Origin of the sequence: Mycobacterium conspicuum, assembly GCF_010730195.1 — a bacterium.
Taxonomy (GTDB): Bacteria; Actinomycetota; Actinomycetes; order Mycobacteriales; family Mycobacteriaceae; genus Mycobacterium; species Mycobacterium conspicuum.
This window is the reverse complement of record NZ_AP022613.1, coordinates 558,383-584,450: the sequence shown is the minus strand read 5'-3', so window position 1 is coordinate 584,450 and position 26,068 is coordinate 558,383. Positions and strand designations below refer to the sequence as shown.

At 66.8% G+C, this 26,068-nt stretch carries 26 protein-coding genes and 1 tRNA gene; 11 read left to right on the top strand and 16 right to left on the bottom strand.

Translation table 11 applies throughout. The features are described from left to right. The first annotated feature begins 36 nt into the window (after window positions 1-36). Window positions 37-708, top strand: coding sequence for a TetR/AcrR family transcriptional regulator (locus G6N66_RS02780; RefSeq protein ID WP_085233584.1), 672 nt, complete (start codon window positions 37-39; stop codon window positions 706-708). Between the two features lie 61 nt (window positions 709-769). Here G6N66_RS02780 and rplL read toward each other — a convergent pair whose 3' ends face one another. Together rplL and rplJ are read right to left on the bottom strand one after the other, a co-directional pair. Continuing rightward, window positions 770-1,162 (bottom strand): 50S ribosomal protein L7/L12, encoded by a 393-nt coding sequence (rplL, locus tag G6N66_RS02775; RefSeq protein ID WP_085233408.1) that lies wholly within the window; start codon window positions 1,160-1,162, stop codon window positions 770-772. A gap of 41 nt (window positions 1,163-1,203) precedes the next feature. Further along, window positions 1,204-1,836 carry a 50S ribosomal protein L10 gene (gene rplJ, locus G6N66_RS02770; protein WP_085233407.1) on the bottom strand — a complete coding sequence of 211 codons (633 nt, stop codon included), beginning with the start codon at window positions 1,834-1,836 and terminating at the stop codon, window positions 1,204-1,206. A gap of 323 nt (window positions 1,837-2,159) precedes the next feature. Between rplJ and G6N66_RS02765 the strand changes: the two genes are divergently transcribed. After that, a complete protein-coding gene (locus G6N66_RS02765; RefSeq protein WP_085233406.1) occupies window positions 2,160-3,200 on the top strand; it encodes a hypothetical protein in 1,041 nt (346 codons plus the stop codon). Window positions 3,201-3,205: 5 nt separating this feature from the next. Here G6N66_RS02765 and G6N66_RS02760 read toward each other — a convergent pair whose 3' ends face one another. From G6N66_RS02760 to G6N66_RS02750, 3 genes are read right to left on the bottom strand one after another with little or no spacing between them, the layout of a single operon-like run. After that, window positions 3,206-4,111, bottom strand: coding sequence for an ROK family protein (locus tag G6N66_RS02760; RefSeq protein ID WP_085233405.1), 906 nt, complete (start codon window positions 4,109-4,111; stop codon window positions 3,206-3,208). Beyond that, a complete protein-coding gene (locus G6N66_RS02755) occupies window positions 4,111-4,731 on the bottom strand; it encodes a DUF7158 domain-containing protein (protein WP_085233404.1) in 621 nt (206 codons plus the stop codon). Before G6N66_RS02755 ends, G6N66_RS02760 begins: the two co-directional genes overlap by 1 nt. Then, window positions 4,728-8,897 carry a glycoside hydrolase family 38 N-terminal domain-containing protein gene (locus G6N66_RS02750; RefSeq protein ID WP_085233403.1) on the bottom strand — a complete coding sequence of 1,390 codons (4,170 nt, stop codon included), beginning with the start codon at window positions 8,895-8,897 and terminating at the stop codon, window positions 4,728-4,730. The genes G6N66_RS02755 and G6N66_RS02750 overlap by 4 nt, the downstream gene beginning before the upstream one ends. A 65-nt stretch (window positions 8,898-8,962) precedes the next feature. On the opposite strand from G6N66_RS02750, the gene G6N66_RS02745 reads away from it, so the two are divergent. From G6N66_RS02745 to G6N66_RS02705, 9 genes are all read left to right on the top strand, one after another. Further along, window positions 8,963-9,535, top strand: a complete 573-nt coding sequence (locus tag G6N66_RS02745) for a DinB family protein (protein WP_085233402.1) — start codon at window positions 8,963-8,965, stop codon at window positions 9,533-9,535. 147 nt (window positions 9,536-9,682) lie between these two features. Beyond that, on the top strand, window positions 9,683-11,029 hold the full coding sequence (locus G6N66_RS02740) for an ABC1 kinase family protein (RefSeq protein ID WP_085233401.1): 1,347 nt from the start codon (window positions 9,683-9,685) through the stop codon (window positions 11,027-11,029). A gap of 14 nt (window positions 11,030-11,043) precedes the next feature. Continuing rightward, window positions 11,044-11,961: an alpha/beta fold hydrolase gene (locus G6N66_RS02735; protein ID WP_085233400.1), complete on the top strand. Its 918-nt coding sequence runs from the start codon at window positions 11,044-11,046 to the stop codon at window positions 11,959-11,961. A gap of 93 nt (window positions 11,962-12,054) precedes the next feature. Then, a complete protein-coding gene (locus G6N66_RS02730; RefSeq protein ID WP_085233399.1) occupies window positions 12,055-12,915 on the top strand; it encodes a cyclopropane mycolic acid synthase family methyltransferase in 861 nt (286 codons plus the stop codon). 141 nt (window positions 12,916-13,056) lie between these two features. Then, entirely contained in the window at window positions 13,057-13,923 is an 867-nt protein-coding gene (locus G6N66_RS02725; RefSeq protein ID WP_085233398.1) for a cyclopropane mycolic acid synthase family methyltransferase, read from the top strand. A gap of 154 nt (window positions 13,924-14,077) precedes the next feature. Then, window positions 14,078-15,562 (top strand): flavin-containing monooxygenase, encoded by a 1,485-nt coding sequence (locus tag G6N66_RS02720; RefSeq protein WP_085233397.1) that lies wholly within the window; start codon window positions 14,078-14,080, stop codon window positions 15,560-15,562. 74 nt (window positions 15,563-15,636) lie between these two features. Next, window positions 15,637-16,536 carry a hydroxymycolate synthase MmaA4 gene (gene mmaA4, locus G6N66_RS02715; protein WP_085233396.1) on the top strand — a complete coding sequence of 300 codons (900 nt, stop codon included), beginning with the start codon at window positions 15,637-15,639 and terminating at the stop codon, window positions 16,534-16,536. A 94-nt stretch (window positions 16,537-16,630) separates the two neighbouring features. After that, the gene (locus G6N66_RS02710) at window positions 16,631-17,329 is read left to right on the top strand and encodes a YciI family protein (protein WP_085233395.1); all 699 of its coding nucleotides are present in this window, start codon (window positions 16,631-16,633) and stop codon (window positions 17,327-17,329) included. A gap of 7 nt (window positions 17,330-17,336) precedes the next feature. After that, on the top strand, window positions 17,337-18,554 hold the full coding sequence (locus tag G6N66_RS02705) for an RNA polymerase sigma factor (protein ID WP_085233394.1): 1,218 nt from the start codon (window positions 17,337-17,339) through the stop codon (window positions 18,552-18,554). A 43-nt stretch (window positions 18,555-18,597) separates the two neighbouring features. Here G6N66_RS02705 and G6N66_RS02700 read toward each other — a convergent pair whose 3' ends face one another. The 11 genes from G6N66_RS02700 to rpmG form a co-directional block, all read right to left on the bottom strand. After that, entirely contained in the window at window positions 18,598-19,353 is a 756-nt protein-coding gene (locus G6N66_RS02700; protein ID WP_085233393.1) for an energy-coupling factor transporter transmembrane component T family protein, read from the bottom strand. Between the two features lie 53 nt (window positions 19,354-19,406). Further along, window positions 19,407-21,395: an ABC transporter ATP-binding protein gene (locus tag G6N66_RS02695; RefSeq protein ID WP_085233391.1), complete on the bottom strand. Its 1,989-nt coding sequence runs from the start codon at window positions 21,393-21,395 to the stop codon at window positions 19,407-19,409. 191 nt (window positions 21,396-21,586) lie between these two features. Continuing rightward, window positions 21,587-22,294 carry a 50S ribosomal protein L1 gene (gene rplA / locus G6N66_RS02690; protein ID WP_085233390.1) on the bottom strand — a complete coding sequence of 236 codons (708 nt, stop codon included), beginning with the start codon at window positions 22,292-22,294 and terminating at the stop codon, window positions 21,587-21,589. Between the two features lie 80 nt (window positions 22,295-22,374). Then, window positions 22,375-22,803: a 50S ribosomal protein L11 gene (gene rplK, locus G6N66_RS02685; protein ID WP_085233388.1), complete on the bottom strand. Its 429-nt coding sequence runs from the start codon at window positions 22,801-22,803 to the stop codon at window positions 22,375-22,377. A 28-nt stretch (window positions 22,804-22,831) separates the two neighbouring features. Further along, window positions 22,832-23,602 (bottom strand): transcription termination/antitermination protein NusG, encoded by a 771-nt coding sequence (gene nusG / locus G6N66_RS02680; RefSeq protein ID WP_085233387.1) that lies wholly within the window; start codon window positions 23,600-23,602, stop codon window positions 22,832-22,834. A 31-nt stretch (window positions 23,603-23,633) separates the two neighbouring features. Continuing rightward, window positions 23,634-24,122 (bottom strand): preprotein translocase subunit SecE, encoded by a 489-nt coding sequence (gene secE / locus G6N66_RS02675; RefSeq protein ID WP_085233385.1) that lies wholly within the window; start codon window positions 24,120-24,122, stop codon window positions 23,634-23,636. 69 nt (window positions 24,123-24,191) lie between these two features. Beyond that, window positions 24,192-24,264: transfer RNA gene (locus tag G6N66_RS02670), tRNA-Trp, on the bottom strand. Between the two features lie 157 nt (window positions 24,265-24,421). After that, window positions 24,422-24,928 carry a (3R)-hydroxyacyl-ACP dehydratase subunit HadC gene (gene hadC, locus G6N66_RS02665; protein ID WP_085233383.1) on the bottom strand — a complete coding sequence of 169 codons (507 nt, stop codon included), beginning with the start codon at window positions 24,926-24,928 and terminating at the stop codon, window positions 24,422-24,424. Window positions 24,929-24,946: 18 nt separating this feature from the next. Then, complete coding sequence (hadB, locus tag G6N66_RS02660; RefSeq protein WP_085233382.1) at window positions 24,947-25,375, bottom strand: (3R)-hydroxyacyl-ACP dehydratase subunit HadB; 429 nt, start codon at window positions 25,373-25,375, stop codon at window positions 24,947-24,949. Then, a complete protein-coding gene (gene hadA, locus G6N66_RS02655) occupies window positions 25,362-25,841 on the bottom strand; it encodes a (3R)-hydroxyacyl-ACP dehydratase subunit HadA (RefSeq protein WP_085233381.1) in 480 nt (159 codons plus the stop codon). The genes hadB and hadA overlap by 14 nt, the downstream gene beginning before the upstream one ends. Window positions 25,842-25,897: 56 nt before the next feature. Beyond that, the gene (gene rpmG, locus G6N66_RS02650; RefSeq protein WP_085233380.1) at window positions 25,898-26,065 is read right to left on the bottom strand and encodes a 50S ribosomal protein L33; all 168 of its coding nucleotides are present in this window, start codon (window positions 26,063-26,065) and stop codon (window positions 25,898-25,900) included. Window positions 26,066-26,068: the final 3 nt, after the last annotated feature.

The window sequence follows — 26,068 nt, the reverse complement described above, 5'->3', positions numbered from 1 at the left end:
GCGCCCATGGCGAGGATGGCAATATTGTTTGGCGAGATGACTTCACAGACCGAGCGCAGCGTTCGTGACGAGCTGGTGCATGCGGCCGTCGGCCTCCTCGACGAGCACGGCCCCGACGAGCTGCAGACGCGCAAGGTGGCCAGTGCGGCGCGGACGTCGACGATGGCGGTGTACACCCATTTCGGGGGGATGCGGGGTCTCATCGCGGAGATCGCCCGCGAGGGCTATCGGCAGTTGGATGCCGCGCTGACGGTGCCGGAGACCGCTGACCCGGTCGCCGATTTGTTCACCCTCAGCGCCGCGTACCGGCGCTACGCCATCGAGCGGCCACACCTGTACCGGCTGATGTTCGGCAGCACCAGCGCGCATGGCATCAACGCACCGGGGGGCAACGTGTTGACCTCCACGATCGCCGAGACCGAGCAGTACAACCCCAGCTTCGCGCACCTGGTGCGCGCGGTGCAGCGATCCATTCTGGCCGGGCGCATCACCGTTGGCGCGGAAACGGATGATGCGGCGATCGTTGCGACCGCCGCCCAGTTTTGGGCGTTGATCCACGGGTTCGTGATGCTCGAATTGGGCGGCTTTTACGGCGACGACGGCACGGCCGTGGTCACCGTGCTCGACTCGATGAAGTCGAATCTACTTGTGGCTCTGGGAGATTCGCCCGACCGAGTGGCCCAGTCACAGCGGGCCGCCGCACGCTGAGCAGACGCAAAAGCCCCCGCACACTCGACGTGTCGGGGGCTTTCGCGTCTGCTCGGCAGAGTTACTTGACGGTGACGGTGGCGCCGGCGGCCTCGAGCTTGGTCTTGGCCTCGTCGGCGGCCTCCTTGGCGACCTTCTCCAGTAGCGGCTTGGGCGCGCCGTCGACCAGGTCCTTGGCCTCCTTGAGGCCCAGGCCCGAAACGATCTCGCGGACGACCTTGATGACGCCGATCTTCTTGTCACCGGCGGCCTCGAGGATGACGTCGAACTCGGACTGCTCCTCGGCGGCCTCGGCGGCGGCACCGGCCGGGGCGGCGCCCGCGGCGGCGACCGCGACCGGAGCCGCGGCGGTGACCTCGAAGGTCTCCTCGAACTTCTTCACGAAGTCCGAAAGCTCCAGCAAAGTCATTTCCTTGAAGGCGTCGAGCAGTTCGTCGCCGGAGAGCTTTGGCATGGTGGTGGGTCCTTCCTAGATTTTCTTCGGTTTCTGGTGGGTTATTCGGCTTCAGCCGGCTCCGCGGAAGCCTCTGCAACTTCCGCCGGAGCCTCCGAGGATGGCTCGGCGGCCGGTTCGGGGGCAGGCTCGGCCGCGGGGGCAGCGGCCGCCGCCGGTTCCGAGGCCTTCTTTTCCTGCAGGGCGGCCAGCAGCCTGGCCATCTGCGACGTCGGCGCGTTGAACAGGCCGGCCGCCTTGGCGAGGTTGCCCTTCATCGCGCCGGCCAGCTTGGCCAGCAACACCTCGCGGGACTCCAGGTCGGCGATCCGCTCGACCTCGGTGACGGTCAGCGGGTGGCCGTCCATGTAGCCGCCCTTGATGACCAGCGCCTTGTTCTCCTTGGCGAAGGTCTTGATGGCCTTGGCGGCGTCGACCGGCTCGCCCGTGACGAACGCGATCGCCGTCGGACCGGCGAACAGCTCGTCGAGGCCCTCGATGCCCGCCTCCGTAGCCGCCCGCTTGATCAGCGTGTTCTTGGCGACCGTGTAGGTGGCAGATCCCGCCAGCGAGCGGCGCAACTCCGCCAGGTTCGCCACGGTCAGACCGCGATATTCGGTGATCAGGGACGCGGACGAGTCCTTGAACCGTTCGGCGATGTCGGCAACGGCTGTGGCCTTGTCAGCCCTGGCCATGCATGCCTCCTTAGGGTGAAGTGCTGTTGCGACTTGTCGTCTGCTCTTCCCCCGGAGAACGCCGAACGCCCCGGCGCAGGAAGCGGCCGGGGCGTGAAGATACGCCGGCATGCGCCGGCGATGTTGCCTCGTCCTCCTGCGTGGGCCGCCGGGATGCTCCCGGACTTTCAACCGATTGCTCGGTGACCGACGGTCTTCGGTGGATCGGCAACCACCATAGCGCGGCGCGCCGCGATCAGCCAAAACGACAGCGCGCGGTTGGTGCCGGGTGCGACCGCGCGTAATAACTGCTGGCCAGGCGTTCTGTGCGATGATCGCCGGCTATGAGCGACCTGATTGACCAAGCCAAACCGCGGTGCAAAGTCGTCCTCGAGGATTGGAACCCCGAAGTGGAGGCCGCCATCTGGTCGGATGCTTCGCCCGACGCGCTGCGGACCGGCATCGACGCGCTGGCTGAACTGTTGACCGGTCTCGTCGACCGGCCGGACCGCGTCGCCCTGGTGCTTCCGGTTGACGTGCCGAATGCGGTCCTGCGCCGCGATCCGTCCGTGCACAACACGGTCGGCGGGGCGTCGGGAAGCATCGGTGGGCGCACCATGCTGCGCCTCGACGGCGGCGCCGAAGTCATCGTGGACTCCAATTCCCTCATCAACGCCGACAGCAGCGGCTTCAAGCCCACCGCCGCCGGCCTGCCCAGTGTCAGCCCCGAGGGCCTGGAGAGGCTTCGCCGCACAGTCGCCCACGAAGCGCAGCACGCGAACATGGAACTGAAGGGGTCCGGGTTGGGCGCTTACCGGCATCAGGTGGCGTGGGAGGGCGCTCCCGCGCTGCAGTTCGCCGTGGCGAGGAAGATGTGCGACGAGCATCGCGCCGAGTGGAACACGGTTCAGGCCGTCGGCAGCGCGGCCACGACCGCCGACGACGTGCTCGACATCATCTGCCCGGTGGGCCAAGAGCTCGCCGCGGCGGTTGGCCGGTTTGAGCAGTCCGCTCGCCAGGCGGCAGATATCAAGCGGCTCAGGGACGAGGTCTATGCCGCGTGCATCCCACTGTGGACCGGGGTTGCCTACTGGGCCGCCGAGTATCGCCAGGGCGATCAGATCGGCGAGGTGCCCGCGGAGATTGCACGGTTGAAGATATGGCAGCGCTACGTGGGCCCGACCTGGCAAACCCTGGCGGCGGCGCTGAGCCAACTACCGGTGATCGTGGCCGCCTCGCCGGATGCGCTGCATCTCGCGGCCAGGAGACTCGCCGTGGCGGTGGGGAAATCGTTGGAATACATCGGATTTCGCCATAAGGACAGCGCCGCCCTGAATGAACTTTTGCACATCGCACGCCACGACTTTCCCTCGGCGCGCGCGTAGCCGCATCACAATCCGGCGAGCCTGGCCGCGCCAACCAGGCCGGCGTCGCCACCCAGCTCGGCCGGCACCACGCGCAGACCCGCCAGAAAGTCCAGGCGGGCGTACTCGGCGACCGCCGCACGCAACGGATCGAAAAGCAGGGGGCCGGATTTGGCGACGCCTCCCCCGATGACGACGAGGTCGAGGTCGCACACCGCCGCCACCGAGGCGATCGTCGCCGCGAGCGCCCCGGCACCCCGGCGAAAAGCCTGGCGCGCCACCGGATCTCCCGCCGCCGCCGCATCGGCCAGCTCTTTGGCGCCGGCGCCAAGTGGTGCGTTCCAGCCGTTGGCGCGCGCCCAGCGCGCCATCCACGGGCCGGAGGCGACGGTCTCCACGCAGCCGCGACCGCCGCACGAACACACCTCGCCGTGCTGTTCGACCACCACGTGGCCGACGTGCCCGGCATTGCCCGTGCGCCCCGTGTAGGGCAGGCCGCCTTGCACCAGTCCGCCGCCCACGCCGGTGGACACCACCATGCCCAGCAGGAAGCCGGCGCCGCGTCCTGCGCCCAGCCAGTGCTCGCCGAGCGCCATGCACACCCCGTCGCCGCCGAGCCGGACCGGCACCCCGGGGACCACGGCCGCGACCCGGTCTCGCAGCGGGAAACCGCGCCAGGCCGGAATGTTGATTGGATTCACGGTGCCGCTGGACAGGTGCACCGGCCCGGCCGCAGCGATTCCTACCGCGGCCACTGCGCCCCCCGCCGCGCGCAAGGCGTCTCTGATCATCGCCTCGACCGCGTCCCAAACCTGTTCGGCGTCAGCGCTTTTCGGTGTCGGGCAGGTGGCGGTGTGCACCAGCACGCCGTCCGGATCGGCCAGGCCCGCGGCGACCTTGGTGCCGCCGATGTCAAGACACAGGGTGAGCATCAGTGCCGGTGGGTGTTGTCGGGTTGGCGCGGGTCGCCGGGATGCTCGTAGCCGGGGGCCAGCTCGACCAGCGCCGCACGGCGCGCGTCCAACCACACCCGGAAGGCGCGGCGGCGCGCGGCGGCCAGCAGGTGCTCGGTGATCACCGGCCGTACCTGTTCGATTGGCGGCGCGACGGGCGACGGCGTCCGCCAGCCGTGCCGGTCGAGCCGCGGCGGGGCGAATCGGAGCGGGTTGCGAGCGTGGAAGTCGGCCACTTCGCGGTCGCTGATCCGTACCTCGGCGGTGACGTCGACGAACAGCGCGCGGGCGCGCCAATCCGCCAGGGCCGCGGCGGCGATGCTGCCGATCTCCAGCCGGGCCGTCACGTCGGGCAGCAAGTCGGCCTCGGATGGGGGGGCGTCCGTCGCGGTCAACCCGCGCGCGGCGGCCTCGGCGGCCACCACCCGCCCGGAGACGATCAGCTGGGTGAGCCAGCGGCGCAGTTGGCGTCCTTCGCTGGTGCCGGCGGCCGGCAGCGCGGCCCCGCGGGGGCCGTGACGCAGCCGGGCTTCGGCCGCGTCGACCTCCTCGACCGGGACCGCGGCACCGGCGACCGTCGCAACCAGTTGTGTGCTCATTGAACGATTACCCGCACCGCCGGTGAGTAGAGCAGCCGGCCGGCGCAGCCGACGCGCACCAGGGCCCACCACTGGCCGGGCTCCAGCCACACCGGAGGGGCCACGTCGAAGCCGAGTTCGACGGTGCCGCGCGCGGGCAGGACTGCGCCGAGCGCCGCCGGGCCGATCCACTCCCAGGTACCCCAGGGACTGATCAGATGCGCCTCCAGCGCCAACTCGGCGCAGGCGTGGCTGCCCACCGTGACGGTCAGCCGCGCGGCATCTCCGGCCGCCAGGGTGATGTCGGCCGCGCCGCCGTCGGCGAGGTAGACCAGCTCGGTTTCGCTGCACGCACCGACCCGCACGATGCAGACGTCCTCGACCACCTGGTGCCAGGCTTTCGGCGCGTCGGGGTCGGTGATGCGCAACTGGGCCCGGACGGGATAGGCGCCCGGCTGCGCTTCGCGGGGAATCATCAGCTTCACGGCGATCTCGCCGTGTTCACCGGCGCGCAGCGTGAACAGCTTCTCGGCCGGCTCGGCCTTCCAGCCGTCCGGGTGCACGACCGTGACGACGCCGCTCAGCGTGACGTCGGTGCAGTCGCTGACCGCGGTGAGCCGCAGCACCACCTCGTCGCCCGGCTCGGCGGTGGCCGACTGGGGATGCAGGTGCGCGACGGCGGGCAGGCCGCCGAGCGGCGCGGGGCCGCGGTTGTGCAGCCAATACCGCGCGTACAGGGGCTGGGCGGCTTCGGCCTGCGGGGCCACCTCGGCGGTGCTCGCGGCCGGCGCGGGTACGTCGAGCCGGGCCCGCACGGTCGCGACCTGGTAGCCGTGCAGGTCCACCGATCGGTGGCCGCGCCCCGGGTTTTCCGGCGGCTCTTCCAGCAGGTCGGCGGGCTGCAGCGGGTGCACAGTGGCCAGCTCGGAGCCGACGCTGACGCGGGCGCTTTTCCCGGTCGTCTCCACCAGCCGCAGCGCCACCGTGCCGGGCGCGACCGGCTTGGCGCTGCCGCGCGCGAGCGGGTTGCCGGCCGCCTTGACGGCGCCCAGCTGCACCGAGTCGGCGGGATCGATCCGGAGCAGCGACCCCACCGGTGGCAGCCGCCCCGGCCGGCCCGGCGCGGCCACGGCGAGCAGCGGGTGGGAGAACTGCGCACTGCGGCTGGGGATCTGCGCGCACCGCCAGTCGCCGTCCCCGGTGGCCAGCGCGTAGTCGAAGACGTGTGTCCAGTGTTGGAGTTGGAAGTTCGAGCCGTCGGGCGCGGTGCGGCGCGGCGGGTCGATCCACACGCCGGACGGCCAGCCGGTGCAGGACCGCATCAGCGCGGTGTGCAGGGTGCCGTCGCTCTCGACGGCGAAGCTCGGGACCCCGCGGTTGAGCAACGCGACGGTGCGGGCAACGAACCGCTCCATCTCGGCTGGGGCCTGCTGGCTGACCACGATCTGGGCGTCGGCGAGATCGTCGGCCAACGACGCGATCGCGGCACCCAGCCGTTCCTCGTCGGCGCCGTCGATGACCAGCACGGGCAGCGACCGGACGGCACGCACGTCGGCGCCGGGCAGCCACACCGACGCCAACGGAGCCGCCGCCGGCACCCACACCCGGGCCACGCCGGTCTCGGCCAGCTGCCGGTCGAGTTCCTTGGTGTAGATCGGATCCGCTTGCGCCAGAACGGCTTCGGCGAAGGCGTTGCGGAGCGGGCCGCCCAGCGCGATCCGTGTGTCGGGCAGGTTGGAGTCGACGCCGAGGTCCCCGTAGCGGGGCTTGTCGGCGCCGCTGCAGGTTGCGGTGACGCCGGCGCGGACCAGCGCGACCATCAGGTCACGCGCCAAGGGCCCCGAGCTCGCCTCGGCAGGCGAGACCACCTCGGCCACCGACACCGCGCGCACCGAATCGTCAACGCACACCCGCGCGGTCGAGGACAGCCCGAACCAGCTGTAGGCCGGGTTGTCCAGCGTCCGCAAATGTTCGGCCGTGTCCACCGACGCCGGTCCCCCGGAAACCTTGTGCAGCAACGCAAAACCGCGCCCGACGACGGCGTCGCCCACCTCACTGACGGGCATCGCGCCCGGCACCGGACACGGCCAGCGCAGCCGCACCAACCGGTCCTCCCCGACGAACTCGTCGATGGTGGTGCGGCAGTCCACCCGCGCCAGGCCGCGCCACAGGGTCAGCGTCTGGGTGTAGCGCAGCAACGTGCCGATCGCGCCGCGCACCACGAGTCGCTGACCGAGCGGGCCGTGGTAGGCCTGCACCCGGGCGGGCGATTCCGAGGAGCACACCACCGGACCCTTGGGCAGCAGCTGCCACGGGCCCTCCCCCTGGGTCGGGTGTGCCGGGTATTCGTCGTAGACGGCGAGCTCGTTGCCGACCCGGCCGTTCGCGATCAGCTCGCGGTCGTCCTCGCGCAGCGAGCAGACGCCGCCGCCGCGGGCCGCGTCGACGGCCAGCCGGTAGCGCTCGTTGGCGATGCTGAAGCCCTCCGCGGGCTGCCAGCCCGCGCCAGGGTCGCCCGGCACCAGCCGGTAGGCGCGCCAGCCCAGCGACGGGACCTCCTCCGCAAGCCAGGTGACCGACCGCCCGTCGTCCTCGACGTGCGCCGGCACCTCGCGGCCGTCGGTGTCGAACACCCGCACGCCGACCGGCGAATCGAGCCGGGCCGTGACTATGTCGGTGCGCCGCTGGGCCAACGGATTCCACACGATCACGTCGCCCTCGATGGCGGCGGACAACAGCTCCAGCGAGCCGTCGCGCGCGGCGCGGCCCAGCTCCCACGCGTCGCGCCACCCGGTCAGCAGGTCGAGGTAGACCTGGTCGGACTCCGAGCCGGTGATCGCGTCGTGGTGCGCGCCGTAGGCCAGCTGCACCCACGCCTTGGCCAACGCGGCCTGCGGGTACTCGGCGCCGGTCAGCAGCGCGGCGAACACGGCGAAGCGCTCGGCGTCCCCGACGGCGTTTTCGGCGGCCCGGTTGGCCTGTTTGGTGTCGATGTAGGACACGTCCTTGCCGGTGTAGATCGGGTTCATGTCGCGGGTTTGCGGCGACGGCACGTCACCCCGTTCCGCCAGCTCGGCGCGAACCGCCGCGAAGAACTCGCACGGTGTCGCGCAGACGAACCGCGGCCAGGTGTAGCGCGCGCCCCAGTCGCGATGAATTGCGGTGACCCACTTGTTCGGTGGGGTGTAGTCGGTGCCGACGGGCAGCAGCACATTGCGGGTCAGCGCGACCTTGCTCAGCTGGCGGAAAAGCGCGAAGGTGGCGGCCTCGGCCTCGGCCAACGAGGCCGACGAGTCCATCCCCCAGCCCGCCCCGTAATGCGCGGGCATGTAATGGGTGAGCAGGCCGCGGCCCGACGGCGAGATCCACTCGAATTCGCTGCAGAACTGCATGCGCTCGACACCGCCGCCGTGCGTCGGCCCCCATTGGTGGTGCGGTCCGCGGGCCCACGAGCTCGACGTCAGGCCGGCGTCGGCCGCGAACCCGGGAAATTGCGGGTCGTGCCCGAACACGTCCAGCTGCCACGCGGTGGACGGCCGAGCGCCCAGCACGTGGCGTTGAAAACCCATGCCGTGCACCAGGTTTCGGATGGTGGTTTCCGGTCCGGTGAGATTGGTATTGGGTTCGTTGTAGGTGCCGCCCATGATCTCGACGCGGCCTTCTGCGATGAAACGACGCAGATCGGCGCGATCCTCGGGGTGGGTGTCCCAGTAGGGCTTGAGGTAGTCCACTTCGGCCAAGACGAATTTGTACTCGGCCTCGCGGCGGGCCATCTCCAGATGCGCGTGCACGAGTTCGAAGGCGTTGGTCTGCCGGCCCGGCGGCTCCTCCGCCCACTCGCTGGTGTAGGCGCCCTGGGTGTTCCACCAGACCGGGTCGTAGTGGAAGTGGCTGATCATGAACATCGTCCAGCCGGGTTCGGCGATCGTGAAATCGAATTCGGCGCCTTCGCCGGACGCCCGCACCCGCGCCGTCCGCCGCTGACCGGCGACGGGACGCGCGACGGTGACCGGGACCTCGACGACGGACTGGCCGGCCTCGACGGGCGCCTCACCACTGAGACCGTCGCCGTCGATGCGGATGCGGGTCCGCTTGATCACCGCGTCCAGGGTCACCCGCACCAGCTGCAGCGGAGCGTCCGGCGGGCCGACGAACAGCTCGGTGGACTCCGCCGAAATCAGCTGCATCCCCGCACTTTACGGTGACAGTACGGCAACCGGAAGGATTGAAGATGCCCGCTCTCGCCTCACCCGTGACCGACGAACGCAGCGCCCTGCGCGAGTTCATGGCATTTCACCAAAGCGCCTACTTCGCGGTGTCCTATGGCCTCACCGATGAACAGGCCCGGTCCACGCCGTCGGTCAGCGCGCTGTCGATCGGCGGGCTGATCAAGCACGTCACCGCGATGCAGCGCAACTGGATGGGACGGGTGGCCGCCGCGCCGGAGGCGCCCGCGAAGGACCCTCGCCCCTTCGAGCAGATCTCCAAGGAGTTCGAAGACCAGCACGTGATGCGGCCCGACGAGACGCTGGACGGGCTGCTCGACGCGTTCAGGGCGCAGAACGCCAAATCACTGCACCTGGTGGAGACCGCGAACCTCGACGCCGCGGTGCCGGTTCCGCACGAGATTCCGTGGTTCCCCAAAGACCAGGAGGCTTGGTCGGTGCGGTGGGTGATCCTGCACGTCATCAACGAGCTGGCCCGGCACGCCGGGCACGCCGACATCGTCCGGGAAACCGTCGACGGCGCCACCATGTACGAACTGCTCGCCGCCCTGGAGGGCTGGGAGATCGCGGGGTGGGTCAAGCCCTGGCGGCGCGGGTAGAAACCGTCCGCCTCGCCGAGCGTGCTCTGAGGGCGGAAAAATTGCCACATTTCCGCCCCACTTACACGTTGGGCGAGGGGCACCCGGGTGGTGAGCGGGCTCACACCGCATTGGGACTTGCCACCTCGGTTTTGGCAGACTGCTGGGATGAGCTCCACCAAACACCGCGATGCGGCCAAGCTTGATCGGGTGCCCCTGCCCGTGGAAGCGGCCCGCGTGGCGACCACTGGTTGGCAGATCACCCGCACCGCCGCGCGCGTCGTTGCCAAGCTGCCGGGCAAGGGCCCGCTGCAGTCCAAGGTGATCAAACAGCTGCCCCAGACCTTTGCCGACCTGGGTCCGACCTACGTGAAGTTCGGGCAGATCATTGCGTCCAGCCCCGGCGCGTTCGGCGAGCAGCTGTCCCGCGAATTCCGCGGCCTGCTCGACCGGGTGCCCCCGGCCGACACCAAAGAAGTGCACAAGCTCTTCGTCGAGGAGCTGGGCGGCGACCCCGCCGTGCTGTTCGCCAAATGGGACGAGGAGCCGTTTGCGTCGGCGTCCATCGCGCAGGTGCACTACGCGACGCTGCACACCGGCGAGGACGTCGTTGTCAAGATCCAGCGGCCCGGCATCCGCCGCCGCGTCACCGCCGACCTGCAGATCCTCAAACGTTTCGCCCAGGCCGTCGAACTGGCCAAGCTGGGCCGCCGACTGTCGGCACAAGATGTGGTCGCCGACTTCGCCGACAACCTGGCCGAAGAGCTCGATTTCCGGCTCGAGGCGCAGTCGATGGAGGCCTGGGTCTCGCACCTGCATGCGTCGCCGCTGGGCCGCAACATCCGGGTGCCCCACGTGCACTGGGACTTCACCAGCGAGCGGGTGCTGACGATGGAGCGGGTGCACGGCATCCGCATCGACGACGCCGCCGCCATCCGCAAGGCCGGATTCGACGGCACCGAGCTGGTCAAGGCGCTGCTGTTCAGCGTGTTCGAGGGCGGGTTGCGACACGGGCTGTTCCACGGCGACCTGCACGCCGGCAACCTCTATGTCGACGACGAGGGGCGCATCGTGTTTCTCGACTTCGGGATCATGGGCCGCATCGATCCCCGCACGCGGTGGCTGCTGCGCGAGCTGGTCTACGCGCTGCTGGTGAAGAAGGACCACGCCTCGGCCGGCAAGATCGTCGTGCTGATGGGCGCGGTGGGCACCATGAAACCAGAGGCCGACGCTGCCAAGGACCTGGAGCGCTTCGCCACCCCGCTGACCATGCAGACGCTGGGCGACATGTCGTACGCCGACATCGGCCGCCAGCTCTCGGCGCTGGCCGACGCCTACGACGTCAAGCTGCCGCGCGAGCTGGTGCTGATCGGCAAGCAATTCCTCTACGTCGAGCGCTACATGAAATTGCTGGCACCGAAGTGGCAGATGATGTCCGACCCGCAGCTGACGGGTTACTTCGCCAATTTCATGGTCGAGGTCAGCCGCGAGCATCAGAGCGACCTCGAAATATAAGGGAGGCCTGACGGGTGGAGCTGCGCAGCGGTCACGCAACAGCACGAGCCGGCACCGGCGACCTCAAGCTTTACTACGAGGACATGGGCGACATCAACGATCCGCCCGTGCTGCTGATCATGGGGTTGGGCGCGCAGCTGCTGCTGTGGCGAATCGCGTTCTGCGAGAAGCTCGTTGGCCACGGGCTGCGCGTCATCCGGTACGACAACCGCGACGTGGGTCTGTCCAGTAAGACCGAGCATCACAGCTCGGGGCAGTCGCTTGCCTCGCGGTTGGTCCGGTCCTGGCTGGGGCTGCGCAGCAGGGCGGGATACACGCTCGAGGACATGGCCGACGACGCCGTGGCCCTGCTGGATCACCTGAACATCGAGCGGGCGCACATCGTCGGCGCGTCGATGGGCGGCATGATCGCCCAGATCTTCGCCGCACGCTTCCCGGAGCGGGCGAAGACCTTGGCGGTCATCTTCTCCAGCAACAACTCCGCGTTCCTGCCGCCGCCGGCGCCGCGCGCGCTGCTAGCGCTGCTGAAAGGCCCGCCGCCGAATTCACCACGCGAGGTGATCATCGACAACGCGGTCCGGGTCAGCAACATCATCGGCAGCCCCGGTTACCGCATGCCCGTCGAACAGATCCGTGCGGAAGCAGCCGAGGGCTACGACCGCAACTATTACCCGCAAGGCGTTGCGCGACATTTCAGCGCGATCATGGGCAGCGGCAGCCTGGCACACTACGACCGGCGCATCGTCGCGCCGACCGTGGTGATCCACGGGCGCGCCGACAAGCTGATGCGGACCTTCGGCGGCCGCAGGGTCGCCCGCGCGATCAACGGCGCCCGATTGGTGCTGTTCGACGGGATGGGCCATGATCTACCCGAGCAGCTGTGGGATCGGGTCGTCGCCGCGCTGACGCATAACTTCGCTAGGGCCGCATAGCGCGACAGAACGAGCACGCAAAGAGTCACTGTCTCTGTGGATTTCACGGTGAAACCCACAGGGTTGTACGGTTGTCTGAGGAGGGTGTCTCATATGACCGAGCTGAGACCTTTTTACGAAGAGTCACAGGCGACCTACGACATTTCCGACGACTTCTTCGCACTGTTCCTGGATCCCAACATGGTCTACACCTGCGCATACTTCGAGCGCGACGACATGACCCTGGAACAGGCACAGCTCGCCAAGATCGATCTGGCGCTGGACAAGCTCGGCCTCGAACCGGGGATGACCGTCCTCGACGTCGGGTGCGGCTGGGGCGGGGCCGTGGTGCGGGCGCTCGAAAAGTATGACGTCAACGTCATCGGCGTGACACTGAGCCGAAATCACTACGAGCGGACCAAAGCCCGGCTGGCCGCGGTCCCCACGACGCGGCGAGCCGAGGCGCGACTACAGGGCTGGGAGGAGTTCGACGAGCCGGTTGATCGCATCATGACCTTCGAGGCGTTCGACGCCTTCAAGAAGGACCGCTGGCCCGCGTTTTTCGATCGCAGCTACCGGATGCTACCCGCCGACGGCCGGATGCTGATGCACAGCATTTTCTCGTATCCAATGTCGTACTACCGGGAACACGGCATCCCGGTGACGATGACCGACGTCCGTTTCCTGCGCTTCCTTGGGACGGAGATCTTCCCCGGCGGGGTGATGTGCAGCGAACCCGATATCCTGGACAACGCCCGGGCCAGCGGGTTTGCCGTCGACCAGTCCCAATATCTGCAGGCGCATTACGTGCGCACCCTGGAGACGTGGGCGGCCAACCTAAAGGCGAGTCGCGAACGCGCGATCGCCATCCAATCCGAAGAGGTCTACGACAAATACATGCGCTACCTGACCGGCTGCGCAGGGTTATTCCGCAAAGGCATCTCCAACGTCGGCCAGTTCACCCTGGTGAAGTAGCGTTGGGCTGCTGATCTGCGGGAACGCGGTCGCGCCCGGGTGTCCAGACGCGGATCGGCTAATATTGCGCGGGGGAATGCTTGGGGGACTGGTACGCACGCGCACCGAGCGGCCGCGAGCACCAGAAAGGCATATACCGTCATGGCAAAGAATTTGGCGCCGCACTTCGCGAACGTGCAGGCTCACTACGACCTCTCCGACGACTTCTTCCGGCTGTTTCTCGACCCCACCCAGACCTACAGCTGCGCCTACTTCGAGGGCGAGGACATGACGCTGGAAGAAGCGCAGCTCGCCAAGATCGATCTGGCGCTGGGCAAGCTGGGCCTGCAACCAGGGATGACGTTGCTCGATATCGGCTGCGGCTGGGGTGCCACCATGCGGCGGGCGATCGAAACGTACGACGTCAACGTCGTCGGCCTGACGTTGTCCAAGAACCAGGCCGCCCACGTGGAGCAGCTGTTCGCCCACATCGACAGTCCCCGCAGCAAGCGGGTGCTGCTCAACGGTTGGGAGCAGTTCAAGGAGCCGGTGGACCGCATCGTGTCGATCGGCGCGTTCGAGCACTTCGGTCACGATCGCTACGACGACTTCTTCACGATGGCCGATAGCGTCCTGCCGGGTGACGGGGTGATGCTGCTGCACACGATCACCGCACTGACCGGGCCGCAAATGATCGAACGTGGCATGCCGCTGACATTCGAGATGGCCCGCTTCATCAAGTTCATCCTCACCGAGATCTTCCCGGGCGGCCGACTGCCGCCAATCGAGAAGGTCGAGGAGCATTCGTCGAAGGCCGGTTTCCGGCTGACGCGCCGGCAGTCGCTGCAGCCGCACTACGCGCGCACCCTCGACCTGTGGGCGGAGGCCCTCGAGGCGCACCGAGACGAGGCCATCGCGATCCAGTCCGAAGAGGTCTACCAGCGCTACATGAAATACCTGACCGGCTGCGCCAAGTCGTTCCGAACCGGCTACATCGATGTCAATCAGTTCACGTTGGAGAAATCCTGATTGCATCAACCCACATTCGACAGATTTGGCGCCGTCGTTAATTTTTCTCGATTACGCGACACGCCCGAGTCTGCATATCGTTGACAGTCAATCCCGCCAGAGCCGGCGGTGACAAACTGATTTCGCTGATTTCGAGGAAAGGGCCCGTTTTCACATGAGCACTGAGCGCTTCGACGTCGTCATCGTGGGCGCGGGTTTCGGCGGTATCGGTGCTGCGATCCAGCTCAACAGGCTCGGATACGACAACATCGTGATCCTCGACCGAGAGGCCGATCTCGGTGGAACGTGGCACGTCAACCGCTACCCGGGCTTGGCCGTCGACATCCCGTCGACCACGTACTCGTACTGGTTCGAGCCCAATCCGTACTGGTCGCGACTGTTCGCGCCCGGCGCCGAACTGCAACGGTATGCCCAGCACGTCGCCGACAAGTACGACGTGCGCCGCTACATGCGGTTCAACACGGTGGTCGAAGGCGCGCGGTGGGACGAGGACGCGCAACTGTGGCGAGTGGCGCTGGCCGGCGGCGAAACGCTGACCACGCGCTTTCTGATCACCGCGACCGGCTTTCTTTCGCAGCCGCGCACCCCGGACATCCCGGGAATCGAGACCTTCGAAGGCAAGGTCGTCCATACCACCGCATGGGACGCCACCCACGATTTCAGTGGACGTCGCGTCGGGATCATCGGTACCGGGGCGACCGCGGTGCAGTTGATCCCCGAACTGGCTGCTAGAGCCGCCGATCTGACCGTCTACCAGCGCACCGCCATCCATGTGGTGCCCAAGATCGACTTCGCGATTCCGGCCTGGCTGCAGCGGCTGTTCGCCCGGTTCCCGCGCGTGCACCGGGTGTTCCGGTGGGTGACCGACAGCGCCTTCGAAATGATGATGGTGACCGGCGTGCTGCACTACCGCCGGTTCCGGCGGCTGAACATCGCCGCGGCGGATCTGGCGAAGATCAACCGGTTCATTTCGGTCCGCGACAAGGAGGTGCGGCGCAAGCTGACACCCGACTACGACTTCGGTTGCAAGCGGCCGACGTGGTCCAACAGCTACTATCGGACGTTCGCCAAGCCGCACGTGCATCTCGAGACCACCGACATCGAGCGAATCGAGCCCGACGGCGTCGTCACCGCCGATGGGCACAAGACCGTGATCGACACGCTGGTGCTGGCGACCGGTTTTGACCTGTGGGACGCCAACTTCCCGGCCATCGAGGTGATCGGGCGTCAGGGCCGGAATCTGGGAAAGTGGTGGCGCGAAACCCGGTTCCAGGCCTACCAGGGGGTGTCCATCCCGTACTTCCCGAACTACCTGAGCTTGGCCAGTCCGTTCGCGTTTTCCGGCCTGTCCTTCTTCAACACCATGGAATACCAGATGCGGCATATGGATCGGCTGTTCGGCGAGGTTAAGCGCAGGGGCGCAACGACTTTCGAGGTGACCGAAGAGGCCAACGCGCAATTCCTGGATCGCATGACCAAACGCCTCGACGACTCGGTGTTCTACGCCGGCGACTGCGCCACGTCGCGGTCTTACTACTTCAATCACAGCGGGGAGGCGACATTGCTGCGACCCACCTCGACGGAAAACGCGGTACGAGAGGGATCGGAATTCCCGTTGAGCGACTACGTGGTCCGCTGATCAACGCCGGCTTCTTGCGTGTCGAGTCCGATCAACCCGCGTTGAAGAGGTAGTTAAGATTGTCGCGTTTAGACATGCCGACCAATCCTGGGGAGGAAACGACGATGGCGCGCACGCGGCCCGAAGACATCCAGGCGCACTACGACGTCTCGGACGATTTCTTCGCCCTGTTCCAGGACCCCACCCGGACCTACAGCTGCGCCTACTTCGAACCACCCGGCATCACGCTGGAAGAAGCCCAGTACGCCAAGATCGACCTCAACCTGGACCAGCTGGACCTACGACCCGGCATGACGTTGCTGGACATCGGCTGCGGCTGGGGCACCACCATGAAGCGCGCCATCCAGAAGTACGACGTCAACGTCATCGGCCTGACACTGTCCAACAACCAGCACGCCCGCAGCGAGCAGGTGCTCAGCGAACTGGACACCACCCGCTCTCGTGAGGTGCGGCTGCAGAACTGGGAAGACTTCAACGAGCCCGTCGACCGGATCGTCTCGATCGAGGCCTTCGAGCACTTCGGCCACGAGAACTACCCCGACTTCTTCAAACGGTGTTTCGACATCATGCCCGACGACGGCCGGATGACGGTGCAGAGCAGCGTGAGTTACCACCCCTACGACATGCATGCGCGCGGTAAGAAAATCACGTTCGAAACGGCGCGCTTCATCAAATTCATCGTCACCGAGATCTTCCCCGGCGGCCGGTTGCCGTCCACCGAGATGATGGTCAAGCGTGGCGAAGAGGCGGGATTTGTTGTCCCCGAGCCACTTTCGCTGCGGCCGCACTACATCAAGACGCTGCACATCTGGGGCGACACTCTGGAGTCCAACCGGGAGAAGGCCATCGAGGTCACCTCCCAAGAGGTCTACGACCGCTACATGAAGTATCTGCGCGGGTGCGAACATTACTTCACCGACGAGATGCTCGACGTCAGCCTGGTGACCTACCTCAAGCCGGGCGCGGCCGCTTAGTTTCTCGCCGCTGTCGGATTAGGGCTGCGTCGTTCGTCGGATAGGTAGAGAGTGGAGCAGAAGGGCTTCGCTCACTACCCGGAGGTGACGAAAAATGCAGTACTTCGCCTTGTTGATCAGCAAGGAGCAGGACCGCTCACCCGACGACCCGGCCACCGCGATGGCAGCGTGGCAGAACTTCCATGCCAAAGCCGGCCCGGCGATTCGCGCCGGAGACGCCCTGACACCGGCGGCGACCGGGGTACGGATCAGCGGCGGCGCGGACGCACCCGTGGTTACCGACGGGCCCTTCGCCGAGTCGGCGGAGGTGGCCTGCGGCTACTACTTCTTCGAGGCGGAAAACCTGGACGAGGCGCTGGCATTGGCGCGCGACGTCCCCCTTGCCACCTTCGGGGCCGTGGAAGTGTGGCCCGTGGTCCATTTCCGCGAACCGACCCGGCAGCTCACCGGCAACGACTGGCTTGCCCTGCTGCTGGAACCGCCCGCGACCGCGCATACGCCGGGCACCCCGGAGTGGGAGCAGGTCGCGGCACGCCACGGAGACTTCGCGACCGCCGCCGGTGACCACATCATCGGGGGCGCTGCCCTGCACGACCGATCCACAGCGACGACCGTGCGGGTACGCGACGGCGAAACCCTGATTACCGACGGGCCGTTCGTGGAGGGCGCGGAGATCGCGACGGGCGTCTATCTCCTCGCCGCCGACGACCGTGACGAGGCCGTCAAGCTGGCGTCGATGATTCCCGCCTCGATCGTCGAGGTGAGGCAGCTGGCCGGGATGTCGGGGCTCTAATTTCCGAATGACCAACCTGGACGGCGTCTTCCGCCGGGAATGGGGCCCGGCCGTCGCCGCGCTCGCGCGGTGGTCCGGCGACCTGTCCGTCGCCGAAGACGCCGTCCAGGAGGCCTGCGCCGAAGCGCTGCGCAGCTGGCCCCGCGACGGAGCTCCCGACAACCCGGGCGGCTGGCTGCTTACGGTTGCGCGCAATCGCGCCCTGGATCGGTTGCGCCGCGAATCCGTCCGTCCCGGAAAGGAATTGGCGGCCGTGCTGGACGATATCCGAGCACGCACCGAACAACGCGACCCGCAGCCGGTCCACGACGACGAGCTGCGGATGATGTTCACCTGCGCGCACCCGGCCCTGGACCGACAGTCGCAACTGGCGCTCACGCTGCGCTTGGTCTCCGGGCTGACGGTCGCCGAGATCGCCCGCGCGCTGCTGCAGTCGGACGCGGCGGTCGGCCAGCGAATCACTCGCGCCAAGAACAAGGTTCGCCACGCCAACATCCCGCTGCGGGTGCCACCCGCCGAGCTGCTGCCCGAACGCACACCGCACGTTCTCGGCTGCATCTACTCGGTATTCACCGAGGGCTATTGGTCAACGGCGGGCCCGTCGGCGATCCGCGACGAACTCTGCGACGAAGGGGTGCGGCTGGCCGGCGAGCTGTGCACACTGATGCCGCGGGAGCCGGAGGCACACGCGTTGGCGGCCCTTGTGCTGCTGCATGATTCGCGACGGGTGACCCGGGTGGACGACGACGGGAGGCTGGTCCCGCTTGAGGAACAAGACCGGCGCCGATGGGACCGCGGCCGCATCAGCCGCGGCCTGGACCGACTGCGGCAGGCGGAGGGATCCACCGGCCCCTACCTGCCGCAGGCGGTGATCGCCGCGCTGCACGCCACGGCACCGACCTGGGAGCAGACGGACTGGGCCGCCATCTGCGCGGCCTATGACCGGTTGCTGCAGATCACCGATTCGCCGGTGGTGCGCGCCAACCGCGCGTTGGCGATTGGCTTTCGGGACGGACCGGACGCGGGACTAGGGGCGCTCGACACGGTGGCGCATGACCCTCGACTGGCCCGCTCAAGTCTTGTCGCGACGGTGCGCGCCGATCTGCTGCGCCGGGCCCGACGACCCGACGAGGCGCTCACCTGGTACCGAGAAGCGTTGAAGTCCAACGGATCCGAGCCCGGCCGCGACTTCCTGCGCCGGCGCATCGCCGAGTGCGGCGGGTAGCAGAACCCGCGCGCCGCAGCCTGCAAAGGCAACTCTTCGATTTTTAGCGGCAAACGAGTGTGAGCCCGAAGATCCCGATCACTACCGCGATGGCGAGGACGTCCTGCCACCCTGGCCGATCCGATCGCGCAGCGATGCGGCCTGCGCCGCCGCGGGCGGCGATCGCGTCGCCCATCTCGGCGGTCCGGCGCAACGAGACAACCATCACCGCAGTGCAAAGATCCACCAATTCGGCTCTACGTGAACGCTTTTCCGGCGGCGGAGGCTGCAACCGGCGTGCGGCACCGAGCAACCGGAATTCCTCGGCGAGCATCGGATACATGCGAAAAGCCAGGGCGATGGTGACCGCCCAGTCGTCTACCGGTAGCCGCAGCACTCGCAGCGGACCTAGCAGACGCGCGACGGCGGGGGCGACTTCGGCAACCTGCGTGGTCCACGAGGCCACCGCGCCAAGGCCCAGTAGCACCAAGCCAAGTGACGTGACACGGAGGAATTCAAGGAACCCGCCTAACCCAACGGTCACCGATCCGAGTTTGAGCTGCGGGGAGCCGCCGTTGACGATCGTGAACAGGCTGCCCGCCACGACGACGACCCAGACCCAGCGCGGCACCGAGGGAATGCAGGTGTATGGGATGTGAGCGAGTGCCGCCGCGAGGAGGATGAGCAGAGCCGCCAGCCCGATCGCCTGCCATGACGGAGAAATGGTCAGCAGCACCGAGATCGCCAGGACAACGACGAGTTTCGTTCCTGCCCAAAGATTGTGGATGGGCGAGGGTCCCGGCACCGGCCGCATCAGCATCAACGGACGTCGCCGCACTGGCCGACCCCGCCAGCGAGGCTTCGCTACGTCGCTCACAATTGCTTCTCTCGTCCCGGCGAAACCAGCGCTCCATGTGCGAGCCGGATCGTGCGGGGGCATAGCGGAGAAAGGCTGCCCACGTCGTGGGATATCACGATGATGGTCTGTCCCTGTGCCCGAATATTCATCAGCAGTTCGATCAGATCGGTTTGCGCGTCCAGGTCGAGCCCGGCCAGTGGTTCGTCGAGAATCAGCAGGCGAGGGGAACGGGCAAGCAGTCCGGCCAGGTCGACGCGCCGCAGCTGGCCGCCGCTGAGCCGGTCGATAAGTGCGCCCGCAATATCGGAATCCAGGCCAACCGATGCCAAGGCCCGCTGAATCTTCCGGCTGTCGCTGCTAGAGAAGCCGGCGAGCGCGGCAATCGCGGCACCGGCCTGTCCGCGTAGCAACTGCAGCCGCGCCGCCTGAAAGCACAGCGCCACCGCGCCCACTTGCCGCGAGCTTGGAAGCCCGTCCAGCAGGCATTCACCCGCGGTGGGGGCGAGAAGACCGGCCATGATCCATGCCAAGGTGGATTTCCCCGAACCGTTACCGCCGCACAGCAATAACCCGTCTCCGGACGATACGGAGAACGAGATGTTTCGCAACGCCGGGCGGGCCCACACGGTCCCCTGCGCATAGTCGAAGGAGACGTTCCTGACATCGAGAACTGTTGTCGGGCTTGGTCTTTCGTCTCGGACAGACTCTGGTGTCTTCGGTGCAGCCGTGGCAGCGCGGCGCCAGTCTGGGCCAAGCCGGACCGTTCGATCTGCGGACGCCGCCTCGCCGGGATAGTGGGTAATGTGCACGAGGCCGAGGCGGTGGTGCTGGGTCAGCCTGTCGAGGACGCTGATGACGGCGTTGCGGCCTTCCTGATCGACCATCGTGGTCACTTCATCGGCGACGAGCATCGCCGGCTGGCGGGCAAGGGCCGATGCGACGGCGAGGCGTTGAAGTTCTCCACCGGACAGACCGGCGGTGTCTCGATCACCCATGCCGCCAAGACCGACTTCGTTCAGCAGGCCGTCAATGTCGACCTGTCGGTCATGGGGCAGCCCCCAGACGACGTCGTCGGCAATCCTAAGTCCCAATACCTGACTCTCGGGATGCTGAAGCACCAACGCCGTGCCACCCACCTGACCGAGCCCGACCCCGCCGGGCCGCTCGACTGTTCCGCCGGTCGGCGTGCTTCCGGCCAGGATGCGCATCAGGGTGGATTTGCCAGAGCCGTTGGCACCCGTCACGGCCACGTGCTCCCCGAAGTCGACGGAAAGGCTTACCGGGGGCAGCGCGTCATGGTCGGCGCCCGGATATCGATAGCTCACATCGGTAAGCGCTACCGGCAACGGCCCGGGCGGGCCGATGTCGTCGATGGCAGACAAGCTACCGTCGAGCGAAAGATCGGTGACCTCCTCGATGCGCCGCAACACCGGAGTAAGGACTCCCCACCCGAACGACGTGCCGAACACCACGATCAGCCACACCGAGATCTCGAAGAAGATCGGCCAGTGCAGCAGCCAGATCTCGACCGCCTGATTGAGCTCGCGGCCTGCGGCACCGATCACCGGAATTCCCTGCACCAGGGTCGCGAACCCGCCGACGTTGGCCGCGACGGCGCCGATGACTGCTGCCCGCAGATGAGCCAGGGCCGCGAACAATCCGACGCAGATCGTCGCTGCCACCACACCCCAGGTAGCCGCGACCGCGAGCATGGTGGCGACGCCACGACCATGCCGCCTTACCTGTCCGCTGATCGCGCCCATGTACGCGCTCGTCAATGCCGACACCAACCCGCCAAATCCAGCGACGAGAAAGCTGATCAGGCTGGCAGCGACAAAGGCCGCGAAAGCCACCCGAACCCGGTGCCGATAGCTCAGCACGCCCATTGGTACGGCTCCCAGCCACGCGAACACCACCGCGCCCGGAATCACGATCGATACCACCGCGATCGCACCCATCAGCGCGGCCGTCATTGCCGCGTGGGCAAACTCCGCCGATTTCATACCGTGCGGCGTCTGGGCGACGCGCATCCTTTTCGCTCCACATCGCAGATCAGCCACTTGCAGCGCCCTCAAAGCCAGGCAGGCCCCGCTCGAACCCGTCGATTAGAGCATGCCGGCGCGCGGCTGATGCGATTTGGGCTGGGGTGCCCGGGATCAGGGTCGAACACCGACCTTAGGGCGCGTCGCGCACCCTAGGCGTCGGCGAAGTGGCGGGTGATCGACGGGTCGACCGGGATGCCCGGGCCCGTCGTCGTCGAGATCGTGATCTTCTTCAGGTAGCGGCCCTTCGATGACGACGGCTTGAGCCGCAGCACCTCGTCGAGCGCGGCGCCGTAGTTCTCCGCCAGGTTCTTCTCGTCGAACGACGCCTTGCCGATGACGAAGTGCAGGTTGGCCTGCTTGTCCACCCGGAAGTTGATCTTGCCGCCCTTGATGTCGGACACGGCCTTGGCGACGTCGGGGGTCACGGTGCCGGTCTTGGGGTTCGGCATCAGGCCGCGCGGGCCGAGCACACGGGCGATGCGACCGACCTTGGCCATCTGGTCAGGGGTCGCGATCGCCGCGTCGAATTCCAGCCAGCCGCCCTGAATCTTCTCGATCAGGTCGTCACTGCCGACAACGTCAGCTCCAGCGGCGACGGCGGCATCGGCCTTCTCGCCGACCGCGAACACAGCGACGCGTGCCGTCTTGCCGGTGCCGTGCGGCAGGTTAACCGTGCCCCGGACCATCTGGTCCGCCTTGCGGGGGTCGACGCCGAGCCGGATAGCCACCTCGACGGTCGCGTCCTGCTTGGTCGACGACGTCTCCTTGGCGAGCTTGGCCGCCTCCAGCGGGGTGTAGAGATTGTCGCGGTCGATCTTCTCGGCGGCCGCGCGGAATGCCTTGCTGTTCTTGCTCATTCGATCCGTCCAATCGTTGTTGGGTCGTGGTTGACAAGCGGGCCGAAGCTGGCCCTCCCACGTCTGGGGGCTGTGCGGTGCTATTCGACGGTGATGCCCATGGACCGGGCGGTGCCGGCGATGATCTTGGCGGCCGCGTCGATGTCATTGGCGTTGAGGTCGGTCTTCTTCGTCTCGGCGATTTCGCGGACCTGATCCCAGGTGACCTTGGCGACCTTGGTCTTGTGCGGCTCGGCGGAGCCCTTGCCCACCCCGGCGGCCTTCAGGAGCAGCTTGGCGGCCGGCGGGGTCTTGAGCGCGAACGTGAAGCTGCGGTCCTCGTAGACCGTGATCTCCACCGGGATGACGTTGCCGCGCTGGTTCTCCGTCGCGGCGTTGTAGGCCTTGCAGAACTCCATGATGTTGACGCCGTGCTGGCCTAGCGCGGGTCCGACGGGCGGCGCAGGGTTGGCCTGCCCCGCCACGATCTGCAGCTTGATCAGCCCGGTGACTTTCTTCTTCGGGGCCATGAGGGTCGGTGTTCCTTCCTAAAGGTTGCTAAATCTTGGAGACCTGGGTGAAGGTCAATTCCACTGGGGTTTCGCGGCCGAAGATCGACACCAGCACCTTGAGCTTCTGCTGTTCGGCGTTGACCTCGTTGATGGTGGCCGGCAGCGTGGCGAACGGCCCGTCCATGACCGTCACCGATTCGCCGACCTCGTAGTCGACCTCGACAACCGGACGTTCCAGGCCGCCCGGCTCGGCGGTCGCGGTGGCAGCGGCCGCACCCTTGGCGGCCTTCTTCGCCGCGCCCGGCGGCAGCAAGAACTTCACCACATCGTCCAGCGCCAGCGCTGACGGGCGAGACGTCGCACCGACGAAGCCGGTGACGCCGGGGGTGTTGCGGACGGCGGCCCACGAGTCGTCGGTCAGGTCCATCCGGACCAGGATGTAGCCGGGCAGCACCTTGCGGTTGACCTGCTTGCGCTGACCGTTCTTGATCTCGGTGACCTCTTCGGTGGGCACCTCGACCTGGAAGATGTAGTCGCCGACGTCGAGGTTCTGCACGCGGGTCTCGAGGTTGGCCTTTACCTTGTTCTCGTACCCCGCGTAGGAGTGCACGACGTACCAGTCGCCGGGCTTCTTGCGCAGCTCGGCCTTGAGCGCGGTGGCGGGATCAACGTCTTCGGCCGGCTCCTGCGCCGGCTCGGCCTCAGCGACCTCAGAAACCTCATCGACCTCGGCGACCGTCTCGCTTCCCGAGTCGGTGTCAGCGTCCTGCACGTCCACCGCCTCACCCGCGGACGGGTCACCGTCGAAGGTAGTCACGGTTGTCTGTCCTCTCTGTCTTTCTCAAACCTCAGCCGAACACCAGCATCACCAGCTTGGTGAGGCCCAGATCGGCCAGGCCGACCAGCGCCACCATGAAGGCCAGAAATGCCAGCACCACCGAGGTGTAGGTAAGCATCTGTTTGCGGTTCGGCCAAATGACCTTCCGCATCTCGGCAACGACCTGCTTGAGGTACGTGTAGACGAACAGGAACGGATTCGCCGAGCGAGCGCCGGCCTTCTTCGGCTTTTTGGGCTTCGTGCCGGCCTTACCCGCTTTAGCGGCCTCTTTAGCGCCGGCAGCCTTGCCGGCCTTCTTGCCGCCCGAGTCCTCCTTGCCGTCCCCCACCTCGGTCGACGCTTCCCCGGCATCCGAGGTCGCTTTCTGCCGCGACCGCTTGCCGGTCGGACGCTGCGGTCGGGTGACCGACTTGGTCACCACCGCTGTCCGCCCGCCGCTGTCCTCGGCTTGGCCGCCGTCGCTGGCAGCGTCGTCGGCAACGTCGCCTTCGTCGCTCACCGCGTGCTCCTTTGTTCTGCTGACCGGACACTAACGCTCAGTGTCCACCATTACACGTTTCGCCGTCTGCAGGGGCGACAGGACTTGAACCTGCAACCTGCGGTTTTGGAGACCGCTGCTCTGCCAGTTGAGCTACGCCCCTTCGCGGTTGGCAGGCCAACCTACGCTTACCTACCGGGGCTTACATGAAGCGCGCGCTCCCGCTGATCTTCAGACTCACGGAAAGCGCGCTGATGCCGGGAAAACCCCGAGGTCCGAGTGTACTCGATTCCCCTCATACGCAGGAAATCCGATACCGATTATGCCGTTCTGACGACCTGCCCGGTTTCGCTGTCCCACCTGAGCTTGGCCGCTCCCTCGCCGTCGCTCTGCTGACCCATCAGGGTGGTGCCCGCCTCGAACACGACCTCACCGTCGTCGTTGGTACAGATGTTCCTGGTCACCACGATGTCGGCGCCGAAACGCTCGTCCACCGACTCGATCTCCATCCGCGCCCACAGTTTGTCCCCGGCCACAATCGGCTTGAAATACTCGAACCGCTGGTCGACCTGCACGATCACCAAGTTCTCCATGCCGATGTCCACGTGCCGAAAGAAGTCAACCTGGACATACTTGGCCAGGATCGACACAAAAGTAATCGGAGCCACGATCGCGTCATGGCCGAGTGCGCTGGCGGCGGCCTCGTCGAAGAACGCCGGGTGGTCGCATTTGACCGCTCGAGCATACTCACGAAGTTGTTCGCGGCCGACGATGAAGTAGTCCGGGTATCGCCAGATCATGCCCCGGATGTCGGTTTTGAGCGCCATGGAGCCCCTCCGGTCAGCTCAAGCCAGTTTGGCAGCGGCGATGGCCCGCCCAAAAATCTTCTTACCGCCCGCGGTGGCGGTCAGGGCGATCGTCACCGACTTGCTCTCCGGGTCGACGGACTTCACCCGGCCGCTGAACACGAGCTCGGTGCCCTTTCCATCGTTGGGCACCGGCACCGGGGCGGTGAACCTCACGTTGTACTCGGTGACGGCGCCAGGGTCGCCGACCCACGCGGTCACGTAGCCGCCGCCGATGCCCATCGTCAGCATGCCGTGGGCGATCGCGGTGTCCAGTCCGATCACCTTGGCGATGTCGTCGTCCCAATGGATCGGGTTCAGGTCGCCGGAGACCCCCGCGTAGTTCACCAGATCTTGCCGAGTGAGCGGATAGGTTCGCTCCGGGAGCGTGTCCCCGACCTTCACCGAACTGAACTCACGCAATGGCATGCGAAAACCCTTCTTCACCATCCTCGCTCGCACGGCCCGCCAGGGTCGTGTAGCACTCCTGCACCACGTCACCCGCTTCGTTGGTGACGATGTTCTTGGTCACGATGAGCTGGGTACCGTGCGCCACGCGGGTCGAATCCACCCACACGTCGCAGTACAGCTTGTCGCCCGCCACGATCGGCTGCTTGAATTTCAGCGTCTGGTCGACCTGGACGATCTGCTCTTCGGTCACCTCAATGCCGGCGTGCTTGAAGAACGCCAACTGCGCCTTGTAACCGAACACGCAGATGAACGTCAGCGGGGACAACAACCCCTTGTAGCCGAGCTCGGCCGAGGCGTCCTCGGAGAAGAACACGGCGTCGTCGTTTTGCACCGCAACGGCGTACTCGCGGATCTTTTCGCGCTCGACCTCGTAATAGTCGGGATATCGGTAGTGCATCCCGACGATGTCGGTGGCCAATCCCACGGGTCTAGAACCTACCTAGTCAGATCTGAGCAGATGCTCTGAATGAACTGGAATCGCTAGCGTGTCTCACGGTGGGGCTGGTGCTTGCCGCAATTAGGGCAGAACTTCTTCAGCTCCATCCGGTCGGGGTCGTTGCGCCGGTTCTTCTTGGTGATGTAGTTGCGGTGCTTGCACTCCTCGCATGCCAGAGTGATCTTCGGCCGCACATCGGTACTGGAAGCCATGGG